Annotated in this window: 18 protein-coding genes; 6 read left to right on the top strand and 12 right to left on the bottom strand. The window is 31.7% G+C overall.

The window, feature by feature from the left end; all coding sequences use genetic code 11:
• Positions 1-15: 15 nt before the first annotated feature.
• The 3 genes from OZP06_RS17395 to OZP06_RS17385 form a co-directional block, all read right to left on the bottom strand.
• A complete protein-coding gene (locus tag OZP06_RS17395) occupies positions 16-1,017 on the bottom strand; it encodes a hypothetical protein (RefSeq protein WP_281324033.1) in 1,002 nt (333 codons plus the stop codon).
• A gap of 157 nt (positions 1,018-1,174) precedes the next feature.
• Positions 1,175-2,917, bottom strand: coding sequence for a sodium:solute symporter (locus tag OZP06_RS17390; RefSeq protein ID WP_269222980.1), 1,743 nt, complete (start codon positions 2,915-2,917; stop codon positions 1,175-1,177).
• A gap of 125 nt (positions 2,918-3,042) precedes the next feature.
• Complete coding sequence (locus OZP06_RS17385) at positions 3,043-5,574, bottom strand: PIG-L family deacetylase (protein ID WP_281324032.1); 2,532 nt, start codon at positions 5,572-5,574, stop codon at positions 3,043-3,045.
• 299 nt (positions 5,575-5,873) lie between these two features.
• On the opposite strand from OZP06_RS17385, the gene OZP06_RS17380 reads away from it, so the two are divergent.
• Positions 5,874-6,821 (top strand): alpha/beta hydrolase, encoded by a 948-nt coding sequence (locus OZP06_RS17380; RefSeq protein ID WP_269222979.1) that lies wholly within the window; start codon positions 5,874-5,876, stop codon positions 6,819-6,821.
• Positions 6,822-6,953: 132 nt separating this feature from the next.
• Here OZP06_RS17380 and OZP06_RS17375 read toward each other — a convergent pair whose 3' ends face one another.
• From OZP06_RS17375 to OZP06_RS17345, 7 genes are all read right to left on the bottom strand, one after another.
• Positions 6,954-8,576, bottom strand: a complete 1,623-nt coding sequence (locus OZP06_RS17375) for a hypothetical protein (protein ID WP_269222978.1) — start codon at positions 8,574-8,576, stop codon at positions 6,954-6,956.
• Positions 8,577-8,807: 231 nt separating this feature from the next.
• Positions 8,808-9,332, bottom strand: a complete 525-nt coding sequence (locus OZP06_RS17370) for a hypothetical protein (RefSeq protein ID WP_269222977.1) — start codon at positions 9,330-9,332, stop codon at positions 8,808-8,810.
• 240 nt (positions 9,333-9,572) lie between these two features.
• Positions 9,573-10,106, bottom strand: coding sequence for a mechanosensitive ion channel domain-containing protein (locus tag OZP06_RS17365; protein WP_281324031.1), 534 nt, complete (start codon positions 10,104-10,106; stop codon positions 9,573-9,575).
• Between the two features lie 10 nt (positions 10,107-10,116).
• Complete coding sequence (locus OZP06_RS17360) at positions 10,117-10,698, bottom strand: Maf-like protein (protein WP_269222976.1); 582 nt, start codon at positions 10,696-10,698, stop codon at positions 10,117-10,119.
• Positions 10,691-11,617, bottom strand: a complete 927-nt coding sequence (locus OZP06_RS17355) for a geranylgeranylglycerol-phosphate geranylgeranyltransferase (RefSeq protein ID WP_281324030.1) — start codon at positions 11,615-11,617, stop codon at positions 10,691-10,693. The genes OZP06_RS17360 and OZP06_RS17355 overlap by 8 nt, the downstream gene beginning before the upstream one ends.
• Positions 11,618-11,872: 255 nt before the next feature.
• Positions 11,873-12,400, bottom strand: a complete 528-nt coding sequence (locus OZP06_RS17350; RefSeq protein WP_269222975.1) for an HAD-IIIA family hydrolase — start codon at positions 12,398-12,400, stop codon at positions 11,873-11,875.
• Complete coding sequence (locus OZP06_RS17345) at positions 12,384-13,145, bottom strand: Rossmann-like and DUF2520 domain-containing protein (protein WP_269222974.1); 762 nt, start codon at positions 13,143-13,145, stop codon at positions 12,384-12,386. Before OZP06_RS17345 ends, OZP06_RS17350 begins: the two co-directional genes overlap by 17 nt.
• Positions 13,146-13,342: 197 nt before the next feature.
• Here OZP06_RS17345 and ccsA point away from each other — a divergent pair, with 197 nt between their 5' ends.
• Positions 13,343-16,522 carry a cytochrome c biogenesis protein CcsA gene (ccsA, locus tag OZP06_RS17340; protein ID WP_269222973.1) on the top strand — a complete coding sequence of 1,060 codons (3,180 nt, stop codon included), beginning with the start codon at positions 13,343-13,345 and terminating at the stop codon, positions 16,520-16,522.
• A gap of 455 nt (positions 16,523-16,977) precedes the next feature.
• Positions 16,978-17,523, top strand: coding sequence for a glutathione peroxidase (locus tag OZP06_RS17335; RefSeq protein WP_269222972.1), 546 nt, complete (start codon positions 16,978-16,980; stop codon positions 17,521-17,523).
• A gap of 326 nt (positions 17,524-17,849) precedes the next feature.
• On the opposite strand, the gene OZP06_RS17330 is transcribed toward OZP06_RS17335, so the two are convergent.
• Positions 17,850-18,794, bottom strand: a complete 945-nt coding sequence (locus OZP06_RS17330) for a tRNA-dihydrouridine synthase family protein (protein WP_281324029.1) — start codon at positions 18,792-18,794, stop codon at positions 17,850-17,852.
• A gap of 206 nt (positions 18,795-19,000) precedes the next feature.
• Entirely contained in the window at positions 19,001-19,498 is a 498-nt protein-coding gene (locus OZP06_RS17325; protein ID WP_269222971.1) for a GNAT family N-acetyltransferase, read from the bottom strand.
• A 136-nt stretch (positions 19,499-19,634) separates the two neighbouring features.
• Between OZP06_RS17325 and menD the strand changes: the two genes are divergently transcribed.
• The 3 genes from menD (at position 19,635) to OZP06_RS17310 (ending at position 22,788) form a co-directional block, all read left to right on the top strand.
• A complete protein-coding gene (gene menD / locus OZP06_RS17320; RefSeq protein WP_269222970.1) occupies positions 19,635-21,296 on the top strand; it encodes a 2-succinyl-5-enolpyruvyl-6-hydroxy-3-cyclohexene-1-carboxylic-acid synthase in 1,662 nt (553 codons plus the stop codon).
• A 161-nt stretch (positions 21,297-21,457) separates the two neighbouring features.
• Positions 21,458-21,799 carry a DUF2853 family protein gene (locus OZP06_RS17315; RefSeq protein ID WP_269222969.1) on the top strand — a complete coding sequence of 114 codons (342 nt, stop codon included), beginning with the start codon at positions 21,458-21,460 and terminating at the stop codon, positions 21,797-21,799.
• A 134-nt stretch (positions 21,800-21,933) separates the two neighbouring features.
• Positions 21,934-22,788 carry a S1-like domain-containing RNA-binding protein gene (locus OZP06_RS17310; RefSeq protein WP_269222968.1) on the top strand — a complete coding sequence of 285 codons (855 nt, stop codon included), beginning with the start codon at positions 21,934-21,936 and terminating at the stop codon, positions 22,786-22,788.
• Positions 22,789-23,412: the final 624 nt, after the last annotated feature.

The following is a 23,412-nucleotide window of genomic DNA, read 5'->3' as shown; positions in this document are numbered from 1 at the left end:
AAAATTAAAAATGATTTAATTTGCTCCAACACAAATTGTTTTTAGTACGATAGAATAATCAGGATTTAGAGGTTCATTGGTTTGTGCTAATCTTTGTGATCCTGTATTTGCAGGACATGCAATGTCATTTGTAGCATCATAGATAAGTGGTTTTCCATTTAAACCAACAATTAGTTCTTTGGGAACATATATTTGTACTTTTGTTACGGAATAACCAGAAGGGATATAACAAATAAAATATCCATCTGGGTGTAATGTCCATATTCCGCTAGGATAATCAGTTCTAGGCTGCGCAATACCAGCTATAATTGCATACTTTTCTATTTCTTGATAGGAATAACTTCCAGAAGTGATTAAACCACGAATATTGTTTTCGGCCTCAAAAATTGTTTGTATGCTTTCTGGAAGTTTTGATTTGGTTTCATTAATAATTTCATCTGGTAAAAAGCCTAATGCTCCATCTTCAAGTTGGGATAATTGTTTTTTGGTGAGTAACTTGACTGCTGTTAGTTTTATTTCAGTATTAAAATTAATAAATTTAGTTTTGGCGATAATAGCCCATAACAAAACTTGAATATCATGTTGATTTATTTCAGGGTGTTTTTCTGCACTTTTTAGGATAGCACTCACAATTTCTTTTTTAGAACCATTTGTTTGAGCGTACATATAACCATCTCCTGATGAAGGTGCAAATGTACCAGCGTGGAGACAGTAGCTTTTATTGGTCATTTCAAAATAACCTGCGCAAAGTATAAAACCTCCATCATGTGCTTTGGGTAATAAATATAAGGGTTGAACATCTCCCAACTTAAAGAAATTTGGCATTTTGGAATCTTCTTTTTTGACATCTTCAAATGAAGTTGTTATCGCTGCAGGTTTCTTAAATAATTTTTCAATTCCAAGTGTTGATGCACCTAGTTTTAAAAGGTCTGTAGAAATTCCAAATTGAGAATAGGTTACATTGCTGCAGGTTATTTGAAAAAAAAATATTAAACCAAAAAATTTGATTGTTTTCATCTATAAAAATAGGTTAGAGAATAGTTTCTTCAAATTTAGATTTTAAATTCAAATTTTAACGCTATTTTTATTATTTATCGAGGAGAATTCCTCTAAAATTTAAATTATAATTTGTTTTTTTTAGTTTGTTGGTTAAAATAGATGTACCTAAATTATTTTAATTTTGAATATTTTCTGTACTTGGAATTTCATCTTTATCATCAAAGATAGTCGTTTGTAAAATATACGATACTACTAAAGTAAGTAATGCCCCTATAAAATTTAGCCATAAATAGCCTAGTTTTTCTGCACCACTTGGATAAATAAAATTGGTAAAATAATATATAATTATGATAGTAATTTGACTGATTATTGCGGCATAATAAATTGATTTGCCATGTATTTTTTTGGTATAAAAGCCAACTAAGAAAATCCCTAAAACAGTACCATAAAATATGGAACCAATTATGTTTACTAGTTGGATTAAATTTTCAAAAAGTGTTGCAATACAAGCAAAAGCGATTGCTATAATTCCCCACATAAGGGTAAAAAGTTTTGTTGCATTTAGATAATGTTTTTCTGTTTTTTCCTTTTTTACATTACGTTTATAGATATCAATAGCAGTTGTCGAAGCCAATGCATTTAGTCCAGAAGCAGTGGAGGACATTGCTGCAGAAATGATTACGGCTAGCAATAAACCAATTAAGCCTTTGGGTAGGTAGTGTAATATAAAATAGAAAAAGACATAATCTTTGTCATTGGTTTCACTGTTTGAATCTGCTTTTGAAATAATTTCTCTCGCATGTGCTCTTAATTCTTTTTCTTTGAGAGCAAGATCAACTAACTCTTTTCGCAATGTTGGATTATCATAATCTTGATTGAGTTGGTCTATATAGAGTAAATTGATTACTTTTTCATCTTCGGAAAGTTTATTTAAATCTTTCTGTAAATTTTGATATTCCTGTTTGTATTTTGAGTTTTCAACTATTATTTTATTGTTTGGGTTAAAATTTAAGGGTGTTTCATTAAATTGAAAAAACACAAACACCATTACTCCAGTAAGTAAGATTAGGAATTGCATAGGAACTTTTAGTAGGCCATTCATAATCAAACCCATTTGGCTTTCACGAACTGATTTTCCAGACAAATAGCGCCCCACTTGTGATTGATCAGTACCAAAATAAGCAAGTGCTAGAAAAAAACCACCTGTTATCCCACTCCAAAAAGTATATTTTTCATCCAAGTCAAATGAAAAATTTACAATATTCATTTTTTGATTGGCACCTGCAATATGAAGCGCATTGTCAAACGTCATATCGTTTGGTAGGTATTCTAGAATAAGACAAAAAGTTATGACCATTCCGGAAAGTATCACAAACATTTGCTGTTTTTGAGTAACATTCACGGCTTTGGTGCCTCCAGAAAAGGTATAAATGATCACCAAAATTCCAATAATGATATTCATATAGGTAAGATTCCAACCTAACAAAGCCGATAATATTATTGAAGGGGCATAAATTGTTATTCCTGTTCCTAAGCCTCGTTGTACCAAAAAGAGGACAGCCGCTAGGGAGCGTGTTTTAAGGTCGAATCTTTTTTCTAAATATTCATATGCTGTAAAAACTTTATACTTGTGGTAAATAGGGATAAATGTGAGGCATATAATTACCATTGCAATAGGTAAACCAAAATAGAATTGTACAAATCCCATTCCATCATGATAGGCTTGTCCGGGAGTTGACAGAAAAGTAATGGCGCTTGCTTGGGTGGCCATAACGGAAAGACCCACAGTAAACCATGGGGTTTCATTGTTGCCTAAAATATATTCTTCAACGTTTTTACTTCCTTTTGTTTTCCAAGCACCGTAAATTACAATAAATAATAATGTTACTATTAAAACAATCCAGTCAAATAATTGCATAGGTTACGAGTATAATTTCATGATTAAATAAAAAATAATAATATATAAAGCATTGGCAACTAAAACCAATGAATAGCTTTTTGACCAAATTTTAGAATTTTTATATTTCATGTTTTTTACTTTTATTAATTTTTAACTTTTTGGTTTGGGACGCTAATAGTAGGTTTTATCGAAATCATATTCGATATTAATTTAAAAGCTCCAGGAACACCTTCCGGTAATTCTCGAAACAGACTTAATCCTGTATAAATGTAATTGCCTTTTCCATAGGGAGCGATTAATAACGCCCCTTCCTTGGCACTTTCGCCTTTGTCATTTGAAGATAGAATAGGAGTAAAGGCTTTGTCATACTCTTTTGGATAATATAATCCTTGTTCCTGTTTCCATCCCTTAAAATCATTTGGTGTAATTATATTTGGGTAATTCAAAACAGGATGATTAAGTGTAAGAAAACGAACCTCGGCATTTTCTTCGGTTACTCTGTCTTTTGAAATTTTTAATGGAAATGGTGCAATATTTGTGGTAACCAAATCATCGGTAGTGTTATATTGTACAATCATAGTTTTTCCTCCTTTTACAAAATCGAATAAAATTTCTTGTTTGTTTGCCAAAGCTTGAATAGTATTGTACGCACGTATACCCGTCATAACTACATCATACGACTCTAATTTTTCTGGAGTTATTTCTTCTGTTTTCAAAAGGGAAACTTTGTATCCCATTTGAGTCAAACTTTTGGGAACGTCATCTCCAGCTCCCATGATATATGCAATGCTTTCTACATTGGTTTTTAAATCCAATCGAATGCATTTTAATTCGGATGCTTTTAAAACCTGCTGTTTTGTAATATGATCGTAATTAATGTTGATTTGTTCTTTGTCATATTGTATCCCGTCAATGGTTGCTATGCTTTTTCCTGTAATTTCACTCATTTGGGCCGGTGGAGTAACTTCAAAATAAACGGTTTGTTCTGTCCCTTTTTTACTTATCTGAAAAGGAATGGATGGGGGAAAAACTTTCCAATCTTTGGGTAAATCCAATTTTAATTCCCCTTTTATATCATTTTTTCCTGCTTTTATACTTACACCAACATATTTGGGTTTGGTGTTTGGAAAAAGCAATACTTTATCTTGAATTGTTGTCGTTACTTCAGGTACAATGTCTAGGAAATTATACATTTCACCTTTTACATCATCATTGTATTTGTAAACAATCGTCCTTTCGAACGGTATTTCTACACCATTGATTTTTATATTAAAAAATATTTTTACTTCTCTTATAATATCAGGAATTCCAATGTTTTGTTGATCATTTACAGCATATAGTCCTTCAGTTCCTTTTTCATTTAACCAATAGGGTTGTGTATAATTTATAGATTTTGGTAATTGTAGGTCAAGGCTATTATTTTGCAAAATATTATATCTTAAATCAGTGTTCAATACTGTGGTTTTTTGTTCTGGTAAAGTAGTAACACTGATGAGTTGCATTACTACTGTACTTCGATTTATTGTTTCTAAATTAAGTTTAACAATACTCCCCGGAGTCGCTTCTTGAAAGTTTGAAACTGCTTCAAGATACAATCCAGAACAACCGGTAATTATTTTTTTTAATTCATCCGTTTTTATGATTTTCCAATGATTTTCCTCCAATGCTTGAATCATAGAATATGCTTTTACTAAATTTGGAATACTAGCAGATGGGTTTTTAAAATCGTACTGTTTCGTAATAAGACTTATCAATTCTCCAATTGGTTTGCCTCCTTTTATGCGATTCCAGCTTGTATCGATTCCATCAAAAAGAGAAGATTTATCTTTTAGGGGTTCCCCTTTTAAAAATTCTAAATATTCGGTGTCCTCTCCTCGAACCCCAGTACTACCAAAACCCTGTGATTTATGAGAGCTTCGACTTAATGCTGCTATTTCTTGATTGGATTTTCCGAGAGTTGGAAAAAACACACCTGTAGAAATACTAAATAAATTGGTTTTATCGGCTGCGTCAAATTTTTCTTTACTTCCATAAAACCACCAAGAAGTGTTGAAAAATAGACGTTTAGGCTGCCAAGTTTTTACGAGTTTCAATTGTTCTGGAAACGAAGTGGAATTATTGGCTAAGTCAAATCCTTCTACACTAAGCATTGCTGACGAAGTGTGATGACCATGAGTAGTTCCAGGTGAGCGATGGTCAAATCGATTAATGATCACATCGGGTTGAAATTTTCGGATTGTCCAAACAAGATCAGCAAGTACTTTTTCTTTGTCCCAAATTGCAAGTGTTTCATCAGGATTTTTGGAAAATCCAAAGTCATTGGCTCTGGAAAAAAATTGTTCTCCTCCATCTATTTTTCTTGCTTCAAGGAGTTCTTGAGTCCTAATAACCCCAAGTAATTCCCTTAATTGTGGACCAATTAAATTCTGACCGCCATCACCTCTCGTTAATGATAAATAACCCGTTCTAGCATGAACTTCATTTGCCATATAAGATATTAAACGAGTGTTTTCATCATCTGGATGTGCCGCTATATATAAAACGCTACCAAGAAAATTTAGTTTCTCAATTTGATTGTATATTTCAGCAGCATTTGGTTTTTGAGGTTTTTGAGCGTTTATTATTTGTATGGAGAGAAGAAAATAGAGAATTGATTTTATAAAAATCTTTTGCATAGAAAGAATATTTGTAGTTCTAAATTAATTTTTAGAATAAATTTAAATGGATTAGCTTCAAAAATACTAATTTAATTATGGGATTTTTTAACAACAAATACAAAAGTTATGTTAATGTTTTTTGTCCATTTTCAAGAGTATATTTTTAAATCATTGAAAAATCATTAAAAAAAATAAATTTTATAATTGATATTATTTAAAATTAGAATAGTAAATTTAGAGTATTGAAAACAGTATTTTAGCAGGTATAACAATAGAAGTATTTTGAAATAAAGTAACTTAACCTAATTACGATGCGTATGAAATACATCGAAGATATTTTAAAAAATGGTTTTGAACAAACTACCATTATTCATCCCGACGATTACGAAGGTGCTGTTGTCTCTACTTTAATTCGGAAAAAGAATCCAAATCAATCAAAAAAAGCTGTTTTATGTATTCATGGATTTAATGATTATTTTTTTCAAACAATTATTGCTGAAAAATTCTTGGAAAAAGATTATCATTTTTATGCTTTAGATTTAAGGAAATATGGCAGGTCTATTCTGCCCAATCACAAACCCAATAACGTCAGAAATTTATCAGAATATTATGAAGATTTGGATGCCGCTTTAGCAATCATCAAAAATGAAGGTAATACAGAAATTGCTCTTTATGGCCATTCAACTGGAGGACTTATCATATCATTGTATGCGGCGGATCGAAATAGAATTGAACTCTTTGATGTATTGATTTGTAATAGTCCTTTTTATGATTTTAACGTTCCTTGGATTCAAAAAAAGACTGTAATTCCGTTGCTTGCTTTTTTGGGTAGACTAAATCCAAATATTGCTCTGCCTATTGGTTTTTCTAAGTTTTATGGTAAAAGTTTGCATAAAAATTATTTTGGAGAATGGGATTATAATTTAAAATGGAAACCTCACGCAGCTCCTTCTATTAATGCGGGTTGGGTAAATGCTATACATCAGGGGCATTCTAGTATTGCAAAAGGAATTTCTATTTATAAATCAATTTTGATATTACACTCTTTAAAATCAGTTTATCCAAAAATATGGAGTGAAAAAATGTTTGAGGGAGATGCTATTTTGAATGTAAATGATATAGTAAAAAGAGCAAAATTAATTGAGTCACCTAATAAAGCTATTATTGAATTTGAGGGTGCTATACACGATTTAGTATTGTCGAGAAAACCTGTGCGAAATTTTGTGTTTGAAGCTATTTTTGAATGGTTAGAAACGTATTTATAAATTAATTTTATGGCATACAGATTGAAACAAAAAAGCTGCAACAGATGTAAATGTTGCAGCTTTTTTTTAATCCAGATTATACTTTAGTGACCTACTATGTCTGGTTTTGATTCTAAAAATAAATTCAAAACATTATAAATTGGTTCCGGTATATTTTCCAGTAATCGTAACGCCAGAATTTTTCGTCACTTTGCCATAAACTGTAATTGAAGAATCATTTCCTAAGAATGAAATTTTAGCACCGCTATTCATTACGAGGTCACCCCAAATAACAACAGAACCTTGAATTTGTAATTCACCATTAACAGTAAAACGAGTTGGATTTGCTTGTTGGTATTTACCTTGACTTAAGGTTCCGTACATTTTAAAAATTCCACCCGAATTGATATTTACGTCATTTTGGATAGAAATGGCACCACAATGTGTAAAACTTGCATTGATATTAGCTTTATTAATAGCAGTAGATCCTGAATATCCTACTGTTTGTCCAGAATTAATATTTAATTCCTGACCACCATTGTAAACTGGTAAGCCAGAACAATTAATAGAAGGTGTTGTAACCGGTTTTTCCATTTTGATGATTTTTAATCCACCTTTACCGCTGGCAACATAAATATAATTACCACTTGTTTTAACATAATTAGAAGATCCGTTGATTCCTACGGTTCCTATTAATGCTAATTGATCTGATGATTTGTATACATTAAGTCCATTTCCTCCATTGGCAACAAAAACATAATCGCCATTTACTGATACGGCATTTGTCACAACATCATCAGGTTCTGTAGTTGCGGTTGGAATTAATGCTATAGTTTGAATTTTTGTTCCCGAAGTCATATTATAAACTCCCAATCCTTGATAACCTTCGGAGACAAAAAGTTTATCACCAATAAAATCTATGGTTCTTTTAGCACCTTGTACTACATCTTTCCAAGTAGAAAATGATTTAACCAATTCTAAATTTAATGTATTGTATATGTTAATCCCTTTTGTACCGCTTAAAGTGACTATTTTGTCATTGATAACTGCTACAGATCTTAGATCTTCAATAGCTTTACTGCCCAATATTTGTTTAGTAGTATTGTCAAATTTATATAAGCTTCCTGTGTCTCCCGAAACAGCAAAATAATTAGAGCTATTTGCTGTAACATCTGTAGCTGCGAAACTTGAAATATCATTTGTACTATAGTTGTTTGTTAGCGCTCCACTCGATGTTAGTTCCATATACATTACAATAGCAGGTGATTGAATTGCAGCATTTTTATCAGAGTTGGTAGCGCCACCAATAACTAATTTACCATTTGTATAGACTAGGGAAGTAATATCGGTATCTGCAATTAAAGCTGACATAACTAATTTTGGTAGGTACGGATCAGATACATCAATCATATCAATAGCTCCAGAATACTCATTTCCTTGCAATGTATATGCAACGTATGCGTAATTTCCATTCACAGCTACGTGATTTGCTTGTAGTGATCTGCCTTGACTGTCTTTTGGCGCATTGAATTCAGCAATTTGTGTTAAAGGAAATTGTTCCGATTCAGTGACCAAATTTTTTCTTGTTGATGGATTGATAATTGAGATAACTCCTGAGTTGGTTAAATCCAAACGTTGATTCAATTGCGTTTGATTGTTATTGATTACAATAGCATTTTTAACTGTATTTATTTCTGAATTTAAATTTTCCTGATCTGTACAAGAAGTAGCAAAAGCTAGTGTAATGATTGATAATAAAAAAATACCTTTTTTCATGTTTATTAAAAATATATTTATAGTTTGAAGTATTTAAAAAAATAACCCTAAAGTTTTTTATAAATACTTTGTTGTGATTTATTTTAGTCCTTTTATCAATAACTATGCCATTATGAGGTTTTGTTTTGTTATTTTTTTTAAAAACAATTATAATGGTGAAAAATATAATTTTTAAAACCAAAAAAGAGCGCTTTAGATTAGCGCTCTTTTGATTAAAATTGGGAAATGAATTTAATGTTTTTCTTTTCCTTCATGTTTACCGTGTTTTTCACGATTGTTTTCACGATTGTTTTCACGATTTTCGTAATTACGGTTGTCATTATCATGATCTTGTTTATAACGGTCATTATATTCGCCTCTACATTTTTGAGGTTTTCCTTTATAACCCTTATAGTACTTCACTTTGTGGTTGTGAAAATGTGTATAAGGAGAACGGCCATGGTAATCTGTCAATACTACTTTATACCCGTTGTATAAATCATAGTTTCTGCAATGACTTGGTAGATTTCTACTACGAATCCATTTTCCATTTCCAAAATAAATGTACTGTGCCAATCGGATATCATAATAGATTTGTATGTCTGGCAAATAGTAATATTCTACCTCATCATAGCCTACAGGGCCCCAAACAGGAGGAGTGCCTATATTTACATTGACATTAGGTGTGCCAATGTTTACATTAACCGATACCTGTGCTTGCGTTGAACTTGCTGCAAGAAACAGTAATCCGATAATAAATAATTTAATTGTTTTCATTGTATTTAAATTTAGATTTGGGGTTTATTTATAAATTAAGTTGATATTTAATGTTTTGCGTGAGTGATGGCAGTGGAGCTCTTTTTTTGATTCCGTTTTTGCGGAATCAAAAAAAAGCGGGAACGTACAGCACGACCCTTGGTCTCGTCTTTTTTGAGGAGGCAAAGGGACACGCCCAAATTGATATTATGAATTGATGAAGATATTAAAAACCACAAATTTGTATTTTTATTCATCTAATTAATCGGTGAACTCTTCATCGTTGTGTAAAGGTTTCTTAATAACTGAAATTCCTTTTTGGAAAAATAAATTATTGGGATAAATTACGGTTTCACCAGTATTGGTTTTCATGGTTACGTGAAAGGCACCAATGTCTTCAATTTCGCCTTCTTCGGGGAAATCTTTATCGTGAATTAAGATGATGTCACCGATTTTAAACGGAAATGAAAAATATAAAATAATTCCAGAAGTAATATTACTTAAAATAGACCATTGAGCAAACATTGCTACTCCAATAACTGTGGCAACCGAGGAAAGCGTAATAAAAATGTCTTCGGCTTTCACCCCCCAAATTAATATCAGGGTGATTAGGGCTAAAATGGTGATAAGGATATTGATGTATTTGATGACTAAATTGGTTCTTCGCTCTATTATCTGACTGGTTTTGGCATATTTTTGCACAACTTTGTAAACAATTGTGCGAGCAATAAAAACAAACAGCAGCAAAACTCCTGTACTGATTTCCTCTTTTAGATAATAGTTGAAAAAATTCATTTTGTGTTTTTTATAAATTAACCAAATAATCAAATACTTTATCTGTTGGCATTCCCATTACATTGGCATATGATCCTTCAATTTTTGAAACTCCGATGAATCCAATCCATTCCTGAATTCCATAGGCTCCTGCTTTGTCATAAGGCTTATAGTTTTCTAAATAATAAAGAATGGCATCATCAGTTAACGCATTGAAAGTGACTTTTGTTGTTTCGAATAGTACATTAGTTGATGAATTAGTCTTGAAACATACCGATGTTATGACTTCGTGCGTGGCGTTTGATAATGATTTTAAAATATCAAAAGCGTCTTGATGGTCTTTTGGTTTGCCTAAAGCCTTATTATTATGCCAAACAATTGTGTCACTTGTAATCAGAATTTCATTGGGCTGTAATTCGCCTTCAAAAGCACTGGCTTTCAATTGTGCAAGATAGTTTGTGATTTCCTCTGCTTTTAATTCGGTAGGAAATATCTCTTCTATTTCTTTTAAGCGAATTTCAAAATCCAAGTCTAAATCTTTAAAAAATTGTTGTCTTCTAGGAGATCCAGATGCTAATATGAGTTTGTAGTTTTTAAGTTTTTCTTTAAGCATGGTGCAATATATTATAGGTAACAATAGCTATAGAAAATAGCCCAAAAAAAATGATTATTTTTAAAACAGCGCTCAAATGATGAAAATCTTGAGTCTTTTTGGCATCAGCCATTTTTATTGCAAAATAAATTAATGGAGCAACTATAGTGATTAGTGCATAAATGGTAGCTAAATATAAATCATATGCAAAAAAGTATTTTTTGATGTAAAATAGCACCATTACCAATGGAATTAAACTCAAAACCATTACTAATTTTGTTGTTCTACTATTGCCCAAAATAATAGGTAAGGTTTTCATTCCTTGGTTATAATCCCCATTTACATCTTCTAAATCTTTTACAATTTCTCGTATAAAATTTATAACAAAAGCAAAAAGTGCATAGTCTAGAATAATGGAGAACAAATCGGCCAAAACGACTTGGTTTCCGGGGTTAATTATGGGTAAAAGATCAAATATTGGAATGATGAGTACGCTGATAGCCAACAATAGCGCCACGACAAAATTCCCGATTAGAAACATTTGCTTAAGACTTGTTGCATAAAGATACAAAGTAGCCGAAATGATAATAAAAATGGATGCAAATCCGGGCTTCTCAATCACATTCGATAAATAAAAACCAGCACCAACTCCTAATATATTCAATGCAAAATAAATATTGTAGGCTAGCGTTTCTGTTATGCTTTTACCTACAACAACCTTACTAGGCTTGTTATCTGTATCAGTTGCCTGATCCATAATGTTGTTGATCACATATCCGCCAGCAGCAATAAGGACTGTTGCGAAAACTAATAAACAGTATTGCCAATCTGTAAGGGTTAAAGGAATGCTTTGAAAATTTAAAAAACCATACCGAAATAGCAATTGCATCAAGGCAAGCATCAGTAGATTTTGGTAACGAATGAGTTTAAGGTACTTCATATTGAGTGTTCAGTGTTCCGTTTTTTAGTGTTCAAATTGTAGAATCTAGTATTTAATAATCAGTTGTGGGTTATCAGATTTTAGTGTTCAGTTTGTTAGTGTTCAGATTAAAAAAATCTAGTATTCAGTTTTTAGTTCTTAAACATACTGCATGTGGTATACATTTTTTTGATTTCTGGATACTAACAAGCTGAACAATGCCCCATTAATTAAGTATTACAATTGATTACTAACAAACTGATTACTTATTACTAATCAATCGTGTTTTCCATCAAAATAAGTCATCCATTTTCCTTGTACTTTCATCACTTGCTCGATTACATCACGAGCAGCGCCTTTTCCACCATTTTTATGTGAAATATAATTTGAAATTGCTTTGATTTCTGGACTTGCATCCTGCGGACAAGTTGGTAATCCTACTAATTTCATCACATGATAATCGGGAATGTCATCACCCATGTACAAAACGTGTTCTGGGTTTATGGAGTAAACATCTGTATATTCTTTGAAGGTTTCTACTTTATCAGGAGTGCCCAAATGGATGTCGGTTATACCCAAATTTCGAAGTCTTACTCGAACGCCTTCATTGCTTCCGCCCGAGATGATGCAAACATGGTAACCGCTTTCAACAGCTGCTTTCATGGCATAACCATCACGGATATTCATTGTTCTAAGAATTTCTCCTTCGTTGGTAACAAAGACAGAACTGTCTGTAAGTACGCCATCTACGTCAAAGACAAACGTAGTAATATCATTCATTATTTCTTTATAGCTTTTTGCCATGATTTTGTATAGATTGGGTTAATATTTTATAAATAGTAGATTGATTTTCATTGGATAAAAAAGATTCGTGCGCTTCAATTGTTGAAATATCATTGCGTTTGGCTGGGCCTGTTTGCGCTTCTTTGGGAGAAAGCGTCAAGAGTTTTTCGGCCGTTTCAAGAATTAAAGGCTTCAAAATATCGAACGGAACGTGGTTTTCTTGGCAAATATCATTACCCAATTGGTATAAATAATTGGTAAAGTTATTGACAAAAACTGCAGCTACATGCAATGCTTTGCGTTGGTGCGAGTCAATTTTGTAAACACTTTGAGATATGGATTTGGCTACTTTTTCCAGGATTTCATAATCGCTTTCGTTTTGGGTTTCAAGACAAAATGGAATTGCATTAAAATCGATAGTTTTCCCTTTGGTGAAAGTTTGCAAAGGGTAAAAAACACCTTTTCTATTTTTGTTATCCAAAATTGTCAATGGAGCACTCCCCGAAGTGTGAACAACTAAACGATTCTCGAAAGGCAATTGCGAAGAAACACTTGCAATGGCATCATCAGAAACAGCAATGATATATAAATCAGTTTCTATCAAAGCATTCCAGTCATTAGTGATTTTACTCGAATCCAGAAGTGAGGAAATTTGCTTTTGGGTTCTAGAAAAAACCTGCATGATTTCTACCGCTCCGCTTTTTGCGAAAGCATCAATAAGATGTTGTGCTACATTTCCTGAACCGATAATCGTTATTTTAATCATTTGGCAAAATTAACAAAAAAAAATGAAGAGATTAAAGGTATTTTTTATCGACTAAATAACATTAAAAGATATGATTTATTGTTTTTCATTTAAAAAATCATCCTTAAATTTTGATTAAATTAACAATTCTCTCCTTATACAAATGGATAATTTTAAGTATTTTTGCGATACATAAATAAAACTAAATTCAATTCCAAATGAATAAAAAATTATTCTCTGTCTTGTTTTCTACCCGATTAATGTCTTTATTGTTTTTAACTTTTGCAATAGCAATGGGAGCGGGTACTTTTATAGAAAGTAAATACAATACTGACACAGCTCGAATTTTAGTTTATAATACTTGGTGGTTTGAAGCTATTATGCTGTTTTTTATGATTAATTTCATCGGGAACATCAAACGCTATCAATTACTCAAAAAAGAAAAATGGGCTACTTTAATGCTTCATTTGGCTTTTATTTTTATCATTGCGGGTGCTTTTATAACACGTTATATAAGTTTTGAAGGTATGATGCCAATACGAGAAGGCGCAACTGAAAATCAATTCTACTCGGATAAAACATATTTGACTCTTTATATCGATGGGGATTATAAGGGGGAGATGAAACGTAGAGTTTTTGAAAAAGCTCTTTTACTTTCGCCTGTAACCAATAATGATTTTTCTATAAAAGGAGATTTTGACAATAAAGACTTTGAAGTAGAATATAAAAATTTCATTATGGGTGCCAAACAATACATAAAACCGGATCCCAAAGGGAGTTTGTATTTTAAGTTGGTAGAAGCGGGTGATGGTGGACGAGAAGAACATTTTTTAAAAGAGGGTGAAGTACAAAATATTCATAACATTCTTTTTTCTTTAAATAAATATACTGAAGGCGCCATAAATATCAATACAACAGGAGATAGTTATACAATTCAAATGCCATTTGAAGGTGAATTTATGCGAATGGCAGATAAGTTGCAAGGAAAAGTAGTGAAAGATATTACTCAACCCTTGATGATGCGTTCTTTGTACAGTATTGGAGATATTCGTTTTGTTTGTCCTGAACCAGCTACAAAAGGAGTACTTGATTATGAATCTAAAAATGATTTTAAAGAAAAAAATCTTGAGGATTTATTGGTTTTAAATCTCAAAACTGATGGACAAGTAAAGGAAGTGAAAATTATGGGATCCAAAGGAAAATCAGGAAAACCAATAAATGTGAAAATTGGAAAGCTTGAGTATACATTTATATATGGAACTAAAACATATACTTTGCCTTTCAATATTAAGCTTAATGATTTTGTAGCCCAAAAATATCCTGGAACTGAGAAAAGCTTTTCTTCTTTTGAAAGCCATGTTACAGTTCAAGATTCAACAACCTCATTTGATTATAAAATATTCATGAATCATGTTTTGGATCACGAGGGATACCGCTTTTTTCAATCTTCATTCGATCCAGACGAGCAAGGAACTGTTTTGTCTGTAAATCATGATTATTGGGGTACAACCATAACTTATATTGGCTATTTTATGTTGTTTTTTTCAATGATGGCTATAATGTTTACTAAGCATTCTCGTTTTGCAGATTTAAAAAGAAAGTTGGAAGTTGTGAAAAATAAAAAAGCCAAATTAGTATCTATTTTTGTACTATTGTTTAGTTTGAATGGCTTTGCACAAGAACACAATCATGCTGCTGATGGAGCTAATCCTGATCAAGCTGCTCATCAAGTACGGGTAAAACCTACTAAAAAACAGTTAGATTCTTTATTGACCATTTATACCGTAGACGAAAAGCATGCTGCAAAATTTGGTAGATTGGTTATTCAAGATGCAGGGGGAAGAATGAAACCTATCAATACCTTCTCTTCGGAGTTGTTGAGAAAAGTAAGTCATTCTGATACCTACAACGGAATGAACTCTGATCAAGTATTTATTTCAATGACTCAAAGTGCTCAACTTTGGATCGAAATACCACTGATTTATATCAAATCAGGAAATGATAGCATTCGTAAAATTATCGGAATTGATCCCAAAGATAAGTATGCTCCTTTTATTGCTTTCTTTGATGAAAAAGGAAACTATAAATTATCTCCTTTTTTAGATGGAGCCTACAAAGCAGGAAATCCAAATCAATTTGAAAAAGATTTCATAGAAACGGATAAGAAAGTAAACTTAATGGAATCTGCTTTAAGTGGAAGTATATTAAGGATTTTTCCAATACCAAATGATCCAGGGAATAAGTGGATTTCATACTTGGAACTTGGAAATGCCGGTTTAAAAGGAATGGATTCTACTTATACCAAAAGTATTTTACCTCTTTATTTTGGAACTTTGGCAAATGCGATTGAAAGTAAAAATTACAAAACTGCCGATGAACTATTGGGAAGTATTAATGATTTTCAAAAGAAGTTTGGAAGCAAAGTAAGGCCGAGTGATGATAAAATTAATTTGGAAATCACATATAATAAATATGATTTGCTTCAAAAACTGCCTTATGCCTATTTGTTAGCAGCAATTTTAATGCTAATGTTTACTATTCTTAAGATTTTTAAAGAATCTAAAGTTTTAAATGTTTTAGTCAATTCAATGCATGTTCTCATAGGAATATTATTTGTTTTACATACCATAACATTAGTAGCTCGTTGGTATATTTCTGGTCATGCGCCTTGGAGTAATGCTTATGAAGCCATTGTTTATGTAGCATGGGCAACAATGTTTTTTGGTTTGGCTTTTGATATAAAATCAAAATTGACCGTTGCTTCAGCCGCTTTTGTAACTGCTATGATTTTATCTGCAGCTTATGCCAATTGGGTTGATCCAGAAATTGCCAATTTGCAACCCGTATTAAATTCCTATTGGTTAATGATTCACGTAGCTGTTATTGTGGCGAGCTATGGGCCATTTGCATTGGGTATGATTTTAGGTTTTGTGTCTTTAGTTTTAATATTTTTTACAAATGAAAAGAACAAAGCCAAAATGGATTTGAATATTCAAGAAATTACTTATATAAACGAAATGGCTTTGACTATTGGTTTAATTATGTTGACCATTGGTAATTTTCTTGGAGGGCAATGGGCCAATGAAAGCTGGGGTCGTTACTGGGGATGGGATCCAAAAGAAACATGGGCATTGATAAGTATAATGGTTTATGCTTTTGTGATTCACGCTCGTTTTGTTCCTTCTTTAAGAGGAAAATGGATCTTTAATTTAATGAGTATGTTTGCCTTTGTTTCTATTTTGTTTACTTATTATGGAGTAAATTTTCATTTGGTAGGATTGCATTCCTATGCTAGTGGTGAGGCACATTCTTTAGCATGGATCTGGTATACACTGGGATCAATATCTTTAATTGGAGCTTTGGCTTATCCAAAATATAGAAAATATTACAAGAAGTAATTCGGTATTGTATTATATAAAAAAAGGTTTCGATAGTTTTATTGGAACCTTTTTTTATATAAAATAAATCTTATTTTTTTAAATTTAAAATTACTTTTATCGATAAAAATGGCTTTTAATTGGGTTTTGGCATGGTATTTGAAATGTCTAACACTAGATAATTGTATTAGGTTTATATTTTTTAAAATGCAAAATGGTTGGTTAGTATTTTGGTTAAAGAATACCTTGTAGATTATCATTTACAATTAGTTAATGAGATGCTCCTTTTGGAGCATCTTTTTTTTGCTGGAATATTTTAAATCAGATGACGGTATAACTTTTTAAAATGATTAGAAAATAAATATAAGCGTTCCATTTATTTTTATAAAAAATTAATTTAATAATAACAGTTGTTGAACTATAATATTTTCTAACAAGACAAATAAATGTTTAATTTTATATCAAAATTTTAAAACATGAAAAAACTAGTTGTAGCGATTTGCGCATTATTCCTTTTTAGTATCCAAATTCATTCACAAGTGAAACAAAACATCTATCAATTTAAAGTAGAAGATTTATCAGGCAAGACTTTTGATTTTGCCTCGCTAAAAGGTAAAAAAGTATTAATTGTTAATACTGCTTCAGAGTGTGGATACACACCACAATATAAAGAATTGGAAGCTTTGTATAAACAGTACAAAGACAAAGGTTTTGTAATTGTTGGATTCCCTGCCAACAACTTTGGTGGTCAAGAGCCAGGAACCAATGCAGAGATTAAAACATTTTGTCAAGCCAATTATGGTGTAACTTTCCCTATGATGAGTAAAGTTTCTGTAAAAGGCGATGATATGTGTGAGATGTATAAATTTTTGACACAAAAATCCAAAAATGGTGTTCAAGATTCCAAAGTAGAATGGAATTTTCAAAAATACCTTATCAATGAAAAAGGTGAATTAGTCAAAGTATATCTTTCTAAAGTAAAACCAATGGATGAAAACATTGTAAATTGGGTAAAAGGATAGTTTTTTAAGTGGTCAGTGATCAGTTTCTTAGTAATAAGTCCCGATAGCGTTAAAAAAAAGAGTTTGCTAATTTTGGAGGGCACTGAAAAAGTCCCTATTTTCAAAAATCATTAAAAAAAGCGATTAAATAAGGCTTTGATTTTATTTAATCGTCTTTTTTTAGTCAAATTTAATCTTCTTAGATTACAAGGGGCTTATAATAACTAAAAGGAGCGAAACCATAGTGTTTTCGCTCCTTTTCAGTTATTTTCATTTTCCTTATTCGAGAGACTTTTTCAGTGCCCTCTAATTTTAGCAAACTCTTTTTTTATATCCATAACCCATAACTACCCTTTAGCAATAACTTCCTTAACCGTAGCTTCGTAATTTCGTATACTTTTAGACTTTTTGATGTTTTTATGAACCTTATGCGGATCTGAAAATATAGCCGAAAAATATTCCCATAAATGATGCATTTTCAGTAGTATGTGTGTTTGACCAGATAATGACTCGCTGTATCCTTCGTAAAGCGTATCATGGAATTCGCTGAACAATTCCATTTTGTTTTTGGGATATTCTGTAGTATTACTTTTAATCATACTTGGTAAAAAAGGATCTGCAATCAATCCTCTACCAATCATCCAATGATCAATAGAAGGAAAGCGTTCTTGCATTTCGTGGAATTTAGCCACCGAAGTAATATCTCCGTTGTAATACAGTTTGTGTTTAGTATTGTCAATACATTGTTGGAACGCATCCAGATGCACTCCACCTTTGTACAGTTGTTTTCCTAAGCGGGCATGTATGGCAATGTTTTTTATTGGGTATTTGTCTAAAATTGGTAAAACATCAAGAATTTCTTGTGTTGTATCATATCCCAAACGCATTTTCATCGACACAATGATGTCAGTTTCATTATGCGCTCTTTCAAGTATATGATTGATTTTTTCGGTATTACTGATTAGACCAGAGCCCATACCCGATTTTGTAACCATTGGATAGGGACAACCCAGATTCCAGTTTAGTTCTTTATATCCAAGTTCTCTAACATATTTTGCCACAAATATAAATTCATCTGCATCATTCGTAATCACTTGCGGAATGACTTCTAGACCAATGTTGTTTTCTGGAAGCAAATCACGCTCGTAAGATGATTTTATAGCCAATTTACCATTCAAGCGAATGTAAGGAGAATAAAAAGTATCTATACCTCCAAAATATTTATTTTGAGCATTTCTAAAACGAAAATCGGTAAATCCTTGCAAAGGGGAAGAAAGCAGTGTAAAACTCATAGTATGTATAAAAAGGCAAAGATACTATTCTTTATGGGGTTATGGTTTGTTGTTCGGGTTATGTTTTGAAGCTATATATACCGCACAGCTTTTAAAAAAAAACTATTGGGAAACGCAAATCCTAACAGTTTTTTTTTAACCTGTTAGGTATCATATTTTAATGATATAAATAGTAAAGTTAGAGATCATAGCTAATTACCAAAAAATTACTCCAAAATCAATTGCATAAAAACCGAATGCAACCAACGGTCAAATTTGTAACCTGATTCTTTGATAATTCCAACGGTTTTGAATCCAAATTTTTCATGAAAATCAACACTGCTTTGGTTTTCGGCATCAATTACTGCAATCATAGTATGCAATTTTTGGTTTTTGGCCAATTGTATTAATTCGTATAATAGCAATTTTCCAATCCCTTGTCCGTGATGTTCATTATCTACATAAACGGAATGTTCTACAGTGTATTTGTAAGCTTCCCTAAAACGAAATTCACTATACATACCAAAACCAACTACTTTACCATCCTGTTTTGCAACAATTACAGGGAAATGTTTGTTGGTTTTATCTTCTAAAATGGCTTTTTGTTGTTCGTAAGTTCGAATGTTGTAATCGTATAAGGCAGTTGAGTTTAGGATATTGTAGTTAATGATATCCAATATGGCTTGCGTATCCTCAGTTTGGTAAGGTCTTATTTTGATTTTCATTTTTAAATTTTTATAGCCTCAAAAATAGCAAAAAGTTGATTGATATAAAGGATTTCGTTGTCAAGTTTGTAACTTTGCTTTTTAGGTTGTAGTTGTAAAACTTCTAACTTCTAACTTCTAACTTCTAACTTTAAAAATGGTTTACCCCAAAATACCTTTAGCACAAAGTATTATTCAAATTTTAGTAGCCAAAGGAATCACCAATATCATTATATCACCAGGCTCAAGAAACGCACCTTTAACGATAGGTTTTGCCAGTAACCCCGCTTTTAAATGTTACAGCATTGCCGATGAGCGCTCAGCAGCTTTTTTTGCACTGGGAATTGCGCAGCAAACTGGTAAACCTACAGTACTTGTTTGTACTTCGGGATCGGCATTGTTAAACTATTATCCTGCTTTTGCCGAAGCGTTTTACAGTCAGATTCCACTGATTGTACTTTCTGCAGATCGTCCTCAAAGTAAGATAGATATTGGGGACGGGCAAACCATTCGACAGGAAAATGTATTTGCGAACCATTCTTTGTACAATGCTAATTTATTAGAAACAGTTTCAGACGAAAATGATCTTAAAATAAACGAAGCCATCAATACGGCAATCGATAAAAAAGGTCCTGTGCATATCAATGCTCCGTTTGAAGAACCTTTGTATGAAACAGTTTCGGATCTAAGTGTAAACAGTTTCGTTTTCGCTTCCGCTAAAATTATACAGGAAATTAATAGCCAAGAGTTGCAGGAATATGCTACTCTATGGAACAAGGCTACCCGAAAACTGATATTAGTAGGTGTAAACGATCCTGAAAGCATTTCCAATAAAACTATTGAGACTTTCGCTACTGATGAATCGGTAGTAGTGATGACAGAAACAACATCGAATGTGCATCACGCTAGTTTTATAAATAACATTGATACTATAATAACACCTTTTACAGCGGATGATTTTGAAGCTTTTAGACCTGAAATTCTAATTACTTTTGGTGGAATGGTTGTATCCAAACGAATCAAGGCTTTTTTGAGAAAATACCAACCCAAACACCATTGGCATATCGATACATTGCGAGCCTATGATACTTTTGGATGCTTGACAAAACATTTTGAGGTAAATCCCAATATTTTCTTCGAGGCTTTTATACCCTTGACAAAAATTATTGAAAGTGATTATTTTTCTAAAATGAATGCGGTTAAAACCGTGCGAAAAGAAAAACACGATATTTATTTGTCAAAAATTCCTTTTTCAGATTTCAAAGTTTTTGAGAACGTGATTGGTACTTTGCCTCAAAACAGTCAATTGCAAATCAGTAACAGTTCCGCTATTCGATATGCACAATTAATTCCAATTGATCCTTCAATCGAAGTGTATTGCAATAGAGGTACGAGCGGAATAGACGGAAGTACTTCGACTGCAATTGGTGCAGCTGTCGCAAATGTAAAACAGACTGTATTTATAACCGGAGATATTGGTTTTTTATATGATAGCAATGCACTTTGGAACAATTACCTTCCGAAAAATTTTAAAATCATTTTGATTAATAATGGTGGAGGTGGAATTTTTAGAATTTTGCCAGGACACGATGAAACGCCTGTTTTTAATACTTTTTTTGAAACTTCGCATAATTTGACTGCCGAACATTTGGCTAAAATGTATGGATTCGATTATGTTGCGGCCAATGATGAGTTGAGTTTGACTAACGCATTAACATGTGTTTATAGTCAAAATGAAAATCCTTGCATTCTTGAAGTTTTTACCCCAACATTAGAGAATAATTCTATTTTATTGCAGTATTTTAAAGAGTTGGTTTAGTTCTAGTATTAAGTGGTGTAATTTGTAAATGTATAATTCTTACTTTGGTAAAAATATAATTGAAAATGCTTTAAAAAAATAATGTATAAAAATCGCACATATTTAAAATAAATGATTAAATTTGAGATAGTTAAACTAAAATAATCTTTAAATATTTTATTATGAGTGCAAGAGATGAATTAATTTTAAAGTATGCAGCCGATTTGAAAGACAAATGCGGCATTGTTCCGGATATGAATTTATTGACAAAAGTAACTATTGGTTGTGGACCGTCAATTTATAATCCAGATTCTTCTACAGTTTCAGGAACACAAAAAGCAGAATTGGTTACTGTCAAAAATAATTTTTTAATTAAGAAATTGGGTTTACCTGATGATTCAGCTCTTGATGCAGGTATAGATGCTGTTTTAGAAATTTATGGAAAATCAAATAAAAATAAATACAGAGCCGTTTTTTATTATTTATTGGCTGTTCATTTTAAAAAAGAAAGTGTTTTCAATTAGACCATAGATTGACCCGAATATAAACGTCCTTAATTGGGCGTTTTTTTATGGGATTATTTTTCGAATTCCCATTTTCAAACTTCGTACCTTTGCGCTTTAAATAAGTTGTTCAACAACTCAGAATCGATACAAAAATGATTGAAATAGGAAAATACAATACGCTTACTATATTACGGGATACCAAAGTAGGTTTGTTTTTAGGAAACCCAGAGCAAGATCCCGAAGGAGTACACGATATTCTTTTACCCAATAAATATGTTCCAAATGAATTTGAAATAGGCGAGGAGCTTATTGTTTTTGTTTATTTGGATCACGAAGAACGTCCAGTTGCTACAACTTTAGAACCTTATATTTTACTTAATGAATTCGCACTCTTGCGTGTGAATTATACCAATCAAATAGGTGCTTTTATGGATTGGGGTATGGAAAAGGATATTCTAGTTCCGTTCAAAGAGCAGGCGCGTCCTATGGAAAAAGGAAAACGTTATTTGGTGTATCTGTATATGGATGAAAAAACCAATCGTTTGGTAGCCTCTAGTAAATTGAATCAATTTTTGAAAAATGATCATCTTACCGTTGAAAAAGGAGAAGAAGTAGAACTAATCGTTTCTCATATAACAGAACTTGGTATCAATGTCATTATCAATGAACTGCACAAAGGGCTTTTGTATAAAGACGAAGTTTATGATGACGCTATTCGTACAGGCGATCGTATGCGAGGATATGTCAAGAATATTAGACCGGATAACAAAATAGATGTTTCGTTGCAAATTCAAGGTTATCAGAGTATAGAGCCCAATGCTGAAAAAATATTAGATGAATTGAGAGCCAGTAGGGGCTTTTTGCGTCTAACAGATAATTCTCATCCCGAAGACATAAAAACGGTTCTTAAAATGAGCAAGAAAACTTTTAAGAAAGCCATAGGTGCTTTGTATAAAGAGAAACTTATCGAGATAAAAGAAGATGGTATTTATTTAGTAAAGGAATAAAAAAAAAGAAAGACTAGTCATTTTGATTAGTCTTTCTCTTTTTACTTTTGTTTGTATCCTATAGATATAAACAAAAATAAAACATTTTCGAACATTCTAAAAAGTATTCAAACTCTTTTTAAACTCAAAGTATATAAAATACTAAATTAGTATAAAGATAAAAACTCTTTTTAAAATGGATTGTCTATAAATAGAGCTATTACTTTGATAGTAAAATGTAAATTTCACAATAAAACCATTGGTTTTCTATACATTTAAAGATTGCAATCTAGTAGTGTACTTGTGTAAAGTAGTTGTATTGTAAATCTTTTTCCTAACCTTTAGGTGTTACTTTTTATCAATTACTATTTGGGTAAAAGCGGTATTTAATTGCTTGTATTTTAAAATAGTTTTTGAAAAAATTATATAATTTAAAACCATAAAAATAGAAGCGACAATAATTTCAATTTTACTCAAAAAAATCATTTTTTAGGTTAATAAATCAGTGAAAAATAGATTTGCTAATCTTGACATAAAACTAATGTTGACTTAATATTACTATGATTAGCAGGAAATAAAAGTAATAAATAATTCAACTTGTGATTGTTAAAATAACAGGTATTTTTTCTTTTTTTTAAACTTTAA

The sequence above is a fragment of the Flavobacterium sp. IMCC34518 genome, from assembly GCF_027111095.2.
GTDB classification, from domain to species: domain Bacteria; phylum Bacteroidota; class Bacteroidia; order Flavobacteriales; family Flavobacteriaceae; genus Flavobacterium; species Flavobacterium praedii.
Note: the sequence above shows the minus strand (reverse complement) of the source record. Positions and strands in the feature narration are given on the sequence as shown.

What these genes read in the sequence shown, in the direction of transcription:
- OZP06_RS17395 (WP_281324033.1), bottom strand. Translation starts at nt 1,017, where the DNA reads ATGAAAACAATCAAATTTTTTGGTTTAATATTTTTTTTTCAAATAACC.
- OZP06_RS17390 (WP_269222980.1), bottom strand. Translation starts at nt 2,917, where the DNA reads ATGCAATTATTTGACTGGATTGTTTTAATAGTAACATTATTATTTATT.
- OZP06_RS17385 (WP_281324032.1), bottom strand. Translation starts at nt 5,574, where the DNA reads ATGCAAAAGATTTTTATAAAATCAATTCTCTATTTTCTTCTCTCCATA.
- OZP06_RS17380 (WP_269222979.1), top strand. Translation starts at nt 5,874, where the DNA reads ATGAAATACATCGAAGATATTTTAAAAAATGGTTTTGAACAAACTACC.
- OZP06_RS17375 (WP_269222978.1), bottom strand. Translation starts at nt 8,576, where the DNA reads ATGAAAAAAGGTATTTTTTTATTATCAATCATTACACTAGCTTTTGCT.
- OZP06_RS17370 (WP_269222977.1), bottom strand. Translation starts at nt 9,332, where the DNA reads ATGAAAACAATTAAATTATTTATTATCGGATTACTGTTTCTTGCAGCA.
- OZP06_RS17365 (WP_281324031.1), bottom strand. Translation starts at nt 10,106, where the DNA reads ATGAATTTTTTCAACTATTATCTAAAAGAGGAAATCAGTACAGGAGTT.
- OZP06_RS17360 (WP_269222976.1), bottom strand. Translation starts at nt 10,698, where the DNA reads ATGCTTAAAGAAAAACTTAAAAACTACAAACTCATATTAGCATCTGGA.
- OZP06_RS17355 (WP_281324030.1), bottom strand. Translation starts at nt 11,617, where the DNA reads ATGAAGTACCTTAAACTCATTCGTTACCAAAATCTACTGATGCTTGCC.
- OZP06_RS17350 (WP_269222975.1), bottom strand. Translation starts at nt 12,400, where the DNA reads ATGGCAAAAAGCTATAAAGAAATAATGAATGATATTACTACGTTTGTC.
- OZP06_RS17345 (WP_269222974.1), bottom strand. Translation starts at nt 13,145, where the DNA reads ATGATTAAAATAACGATTATCGGTTCAGGAAATGTAGCACAACATCTT.
- ccsA (WP_269222973.1), top strand. Translation starts at nt 13,343, where the DNA reads ATGAATAAAAAATTATTCTCTGTCTTGTTTTCTACCCGATTAATGTCT.
- OZP06_RS17335 (WP_269222972.1), top strand. Translation starts at nt 16,978, where the DNA reads ATGAAAAAACTAGTTGTAGCGATTTGCGCATTATTCCTTTTTAGTATC.
- OZP06_RS17330 (WP_281324029.1), bottom strand. Translation starts at nt 18,794, where the DNA reads ATGAGTTTTACACTGCTTTCTTCCCCTTTGCAAGGATTTACCGATTTT.
- OZP06_RS17325 (WP_269222971.1), bottom strand. Translation starts at nt 19,498, where the DNA reads ATGAAAATCAAAATAAGACCTTACCAAACTGAGGATACGCAAGCCATA.
- menD (WP_269222970.1), top strand. Translation starts at nt 19,635, where the DNA reads ATGGTTTACCCCAAAATACCTTTAGCACAAAGTATTATTCAAATTTTA.
- OZP06_RS17315 (WP_269222969.1), top strand. Translation starts at nt 21,458, where the DNA reads ATGAGTGCAAGAGATGAATTAATTTTAAAGTATGCAGCCGATTTGAAA.
- OZP06_RS17310 (WP_269222968.1), top strand. Translation starts at nt 21,934, where the DNA reads ATGATTGAAATAGGAAAATACAATACGCTTACTATATTACGGGATACC.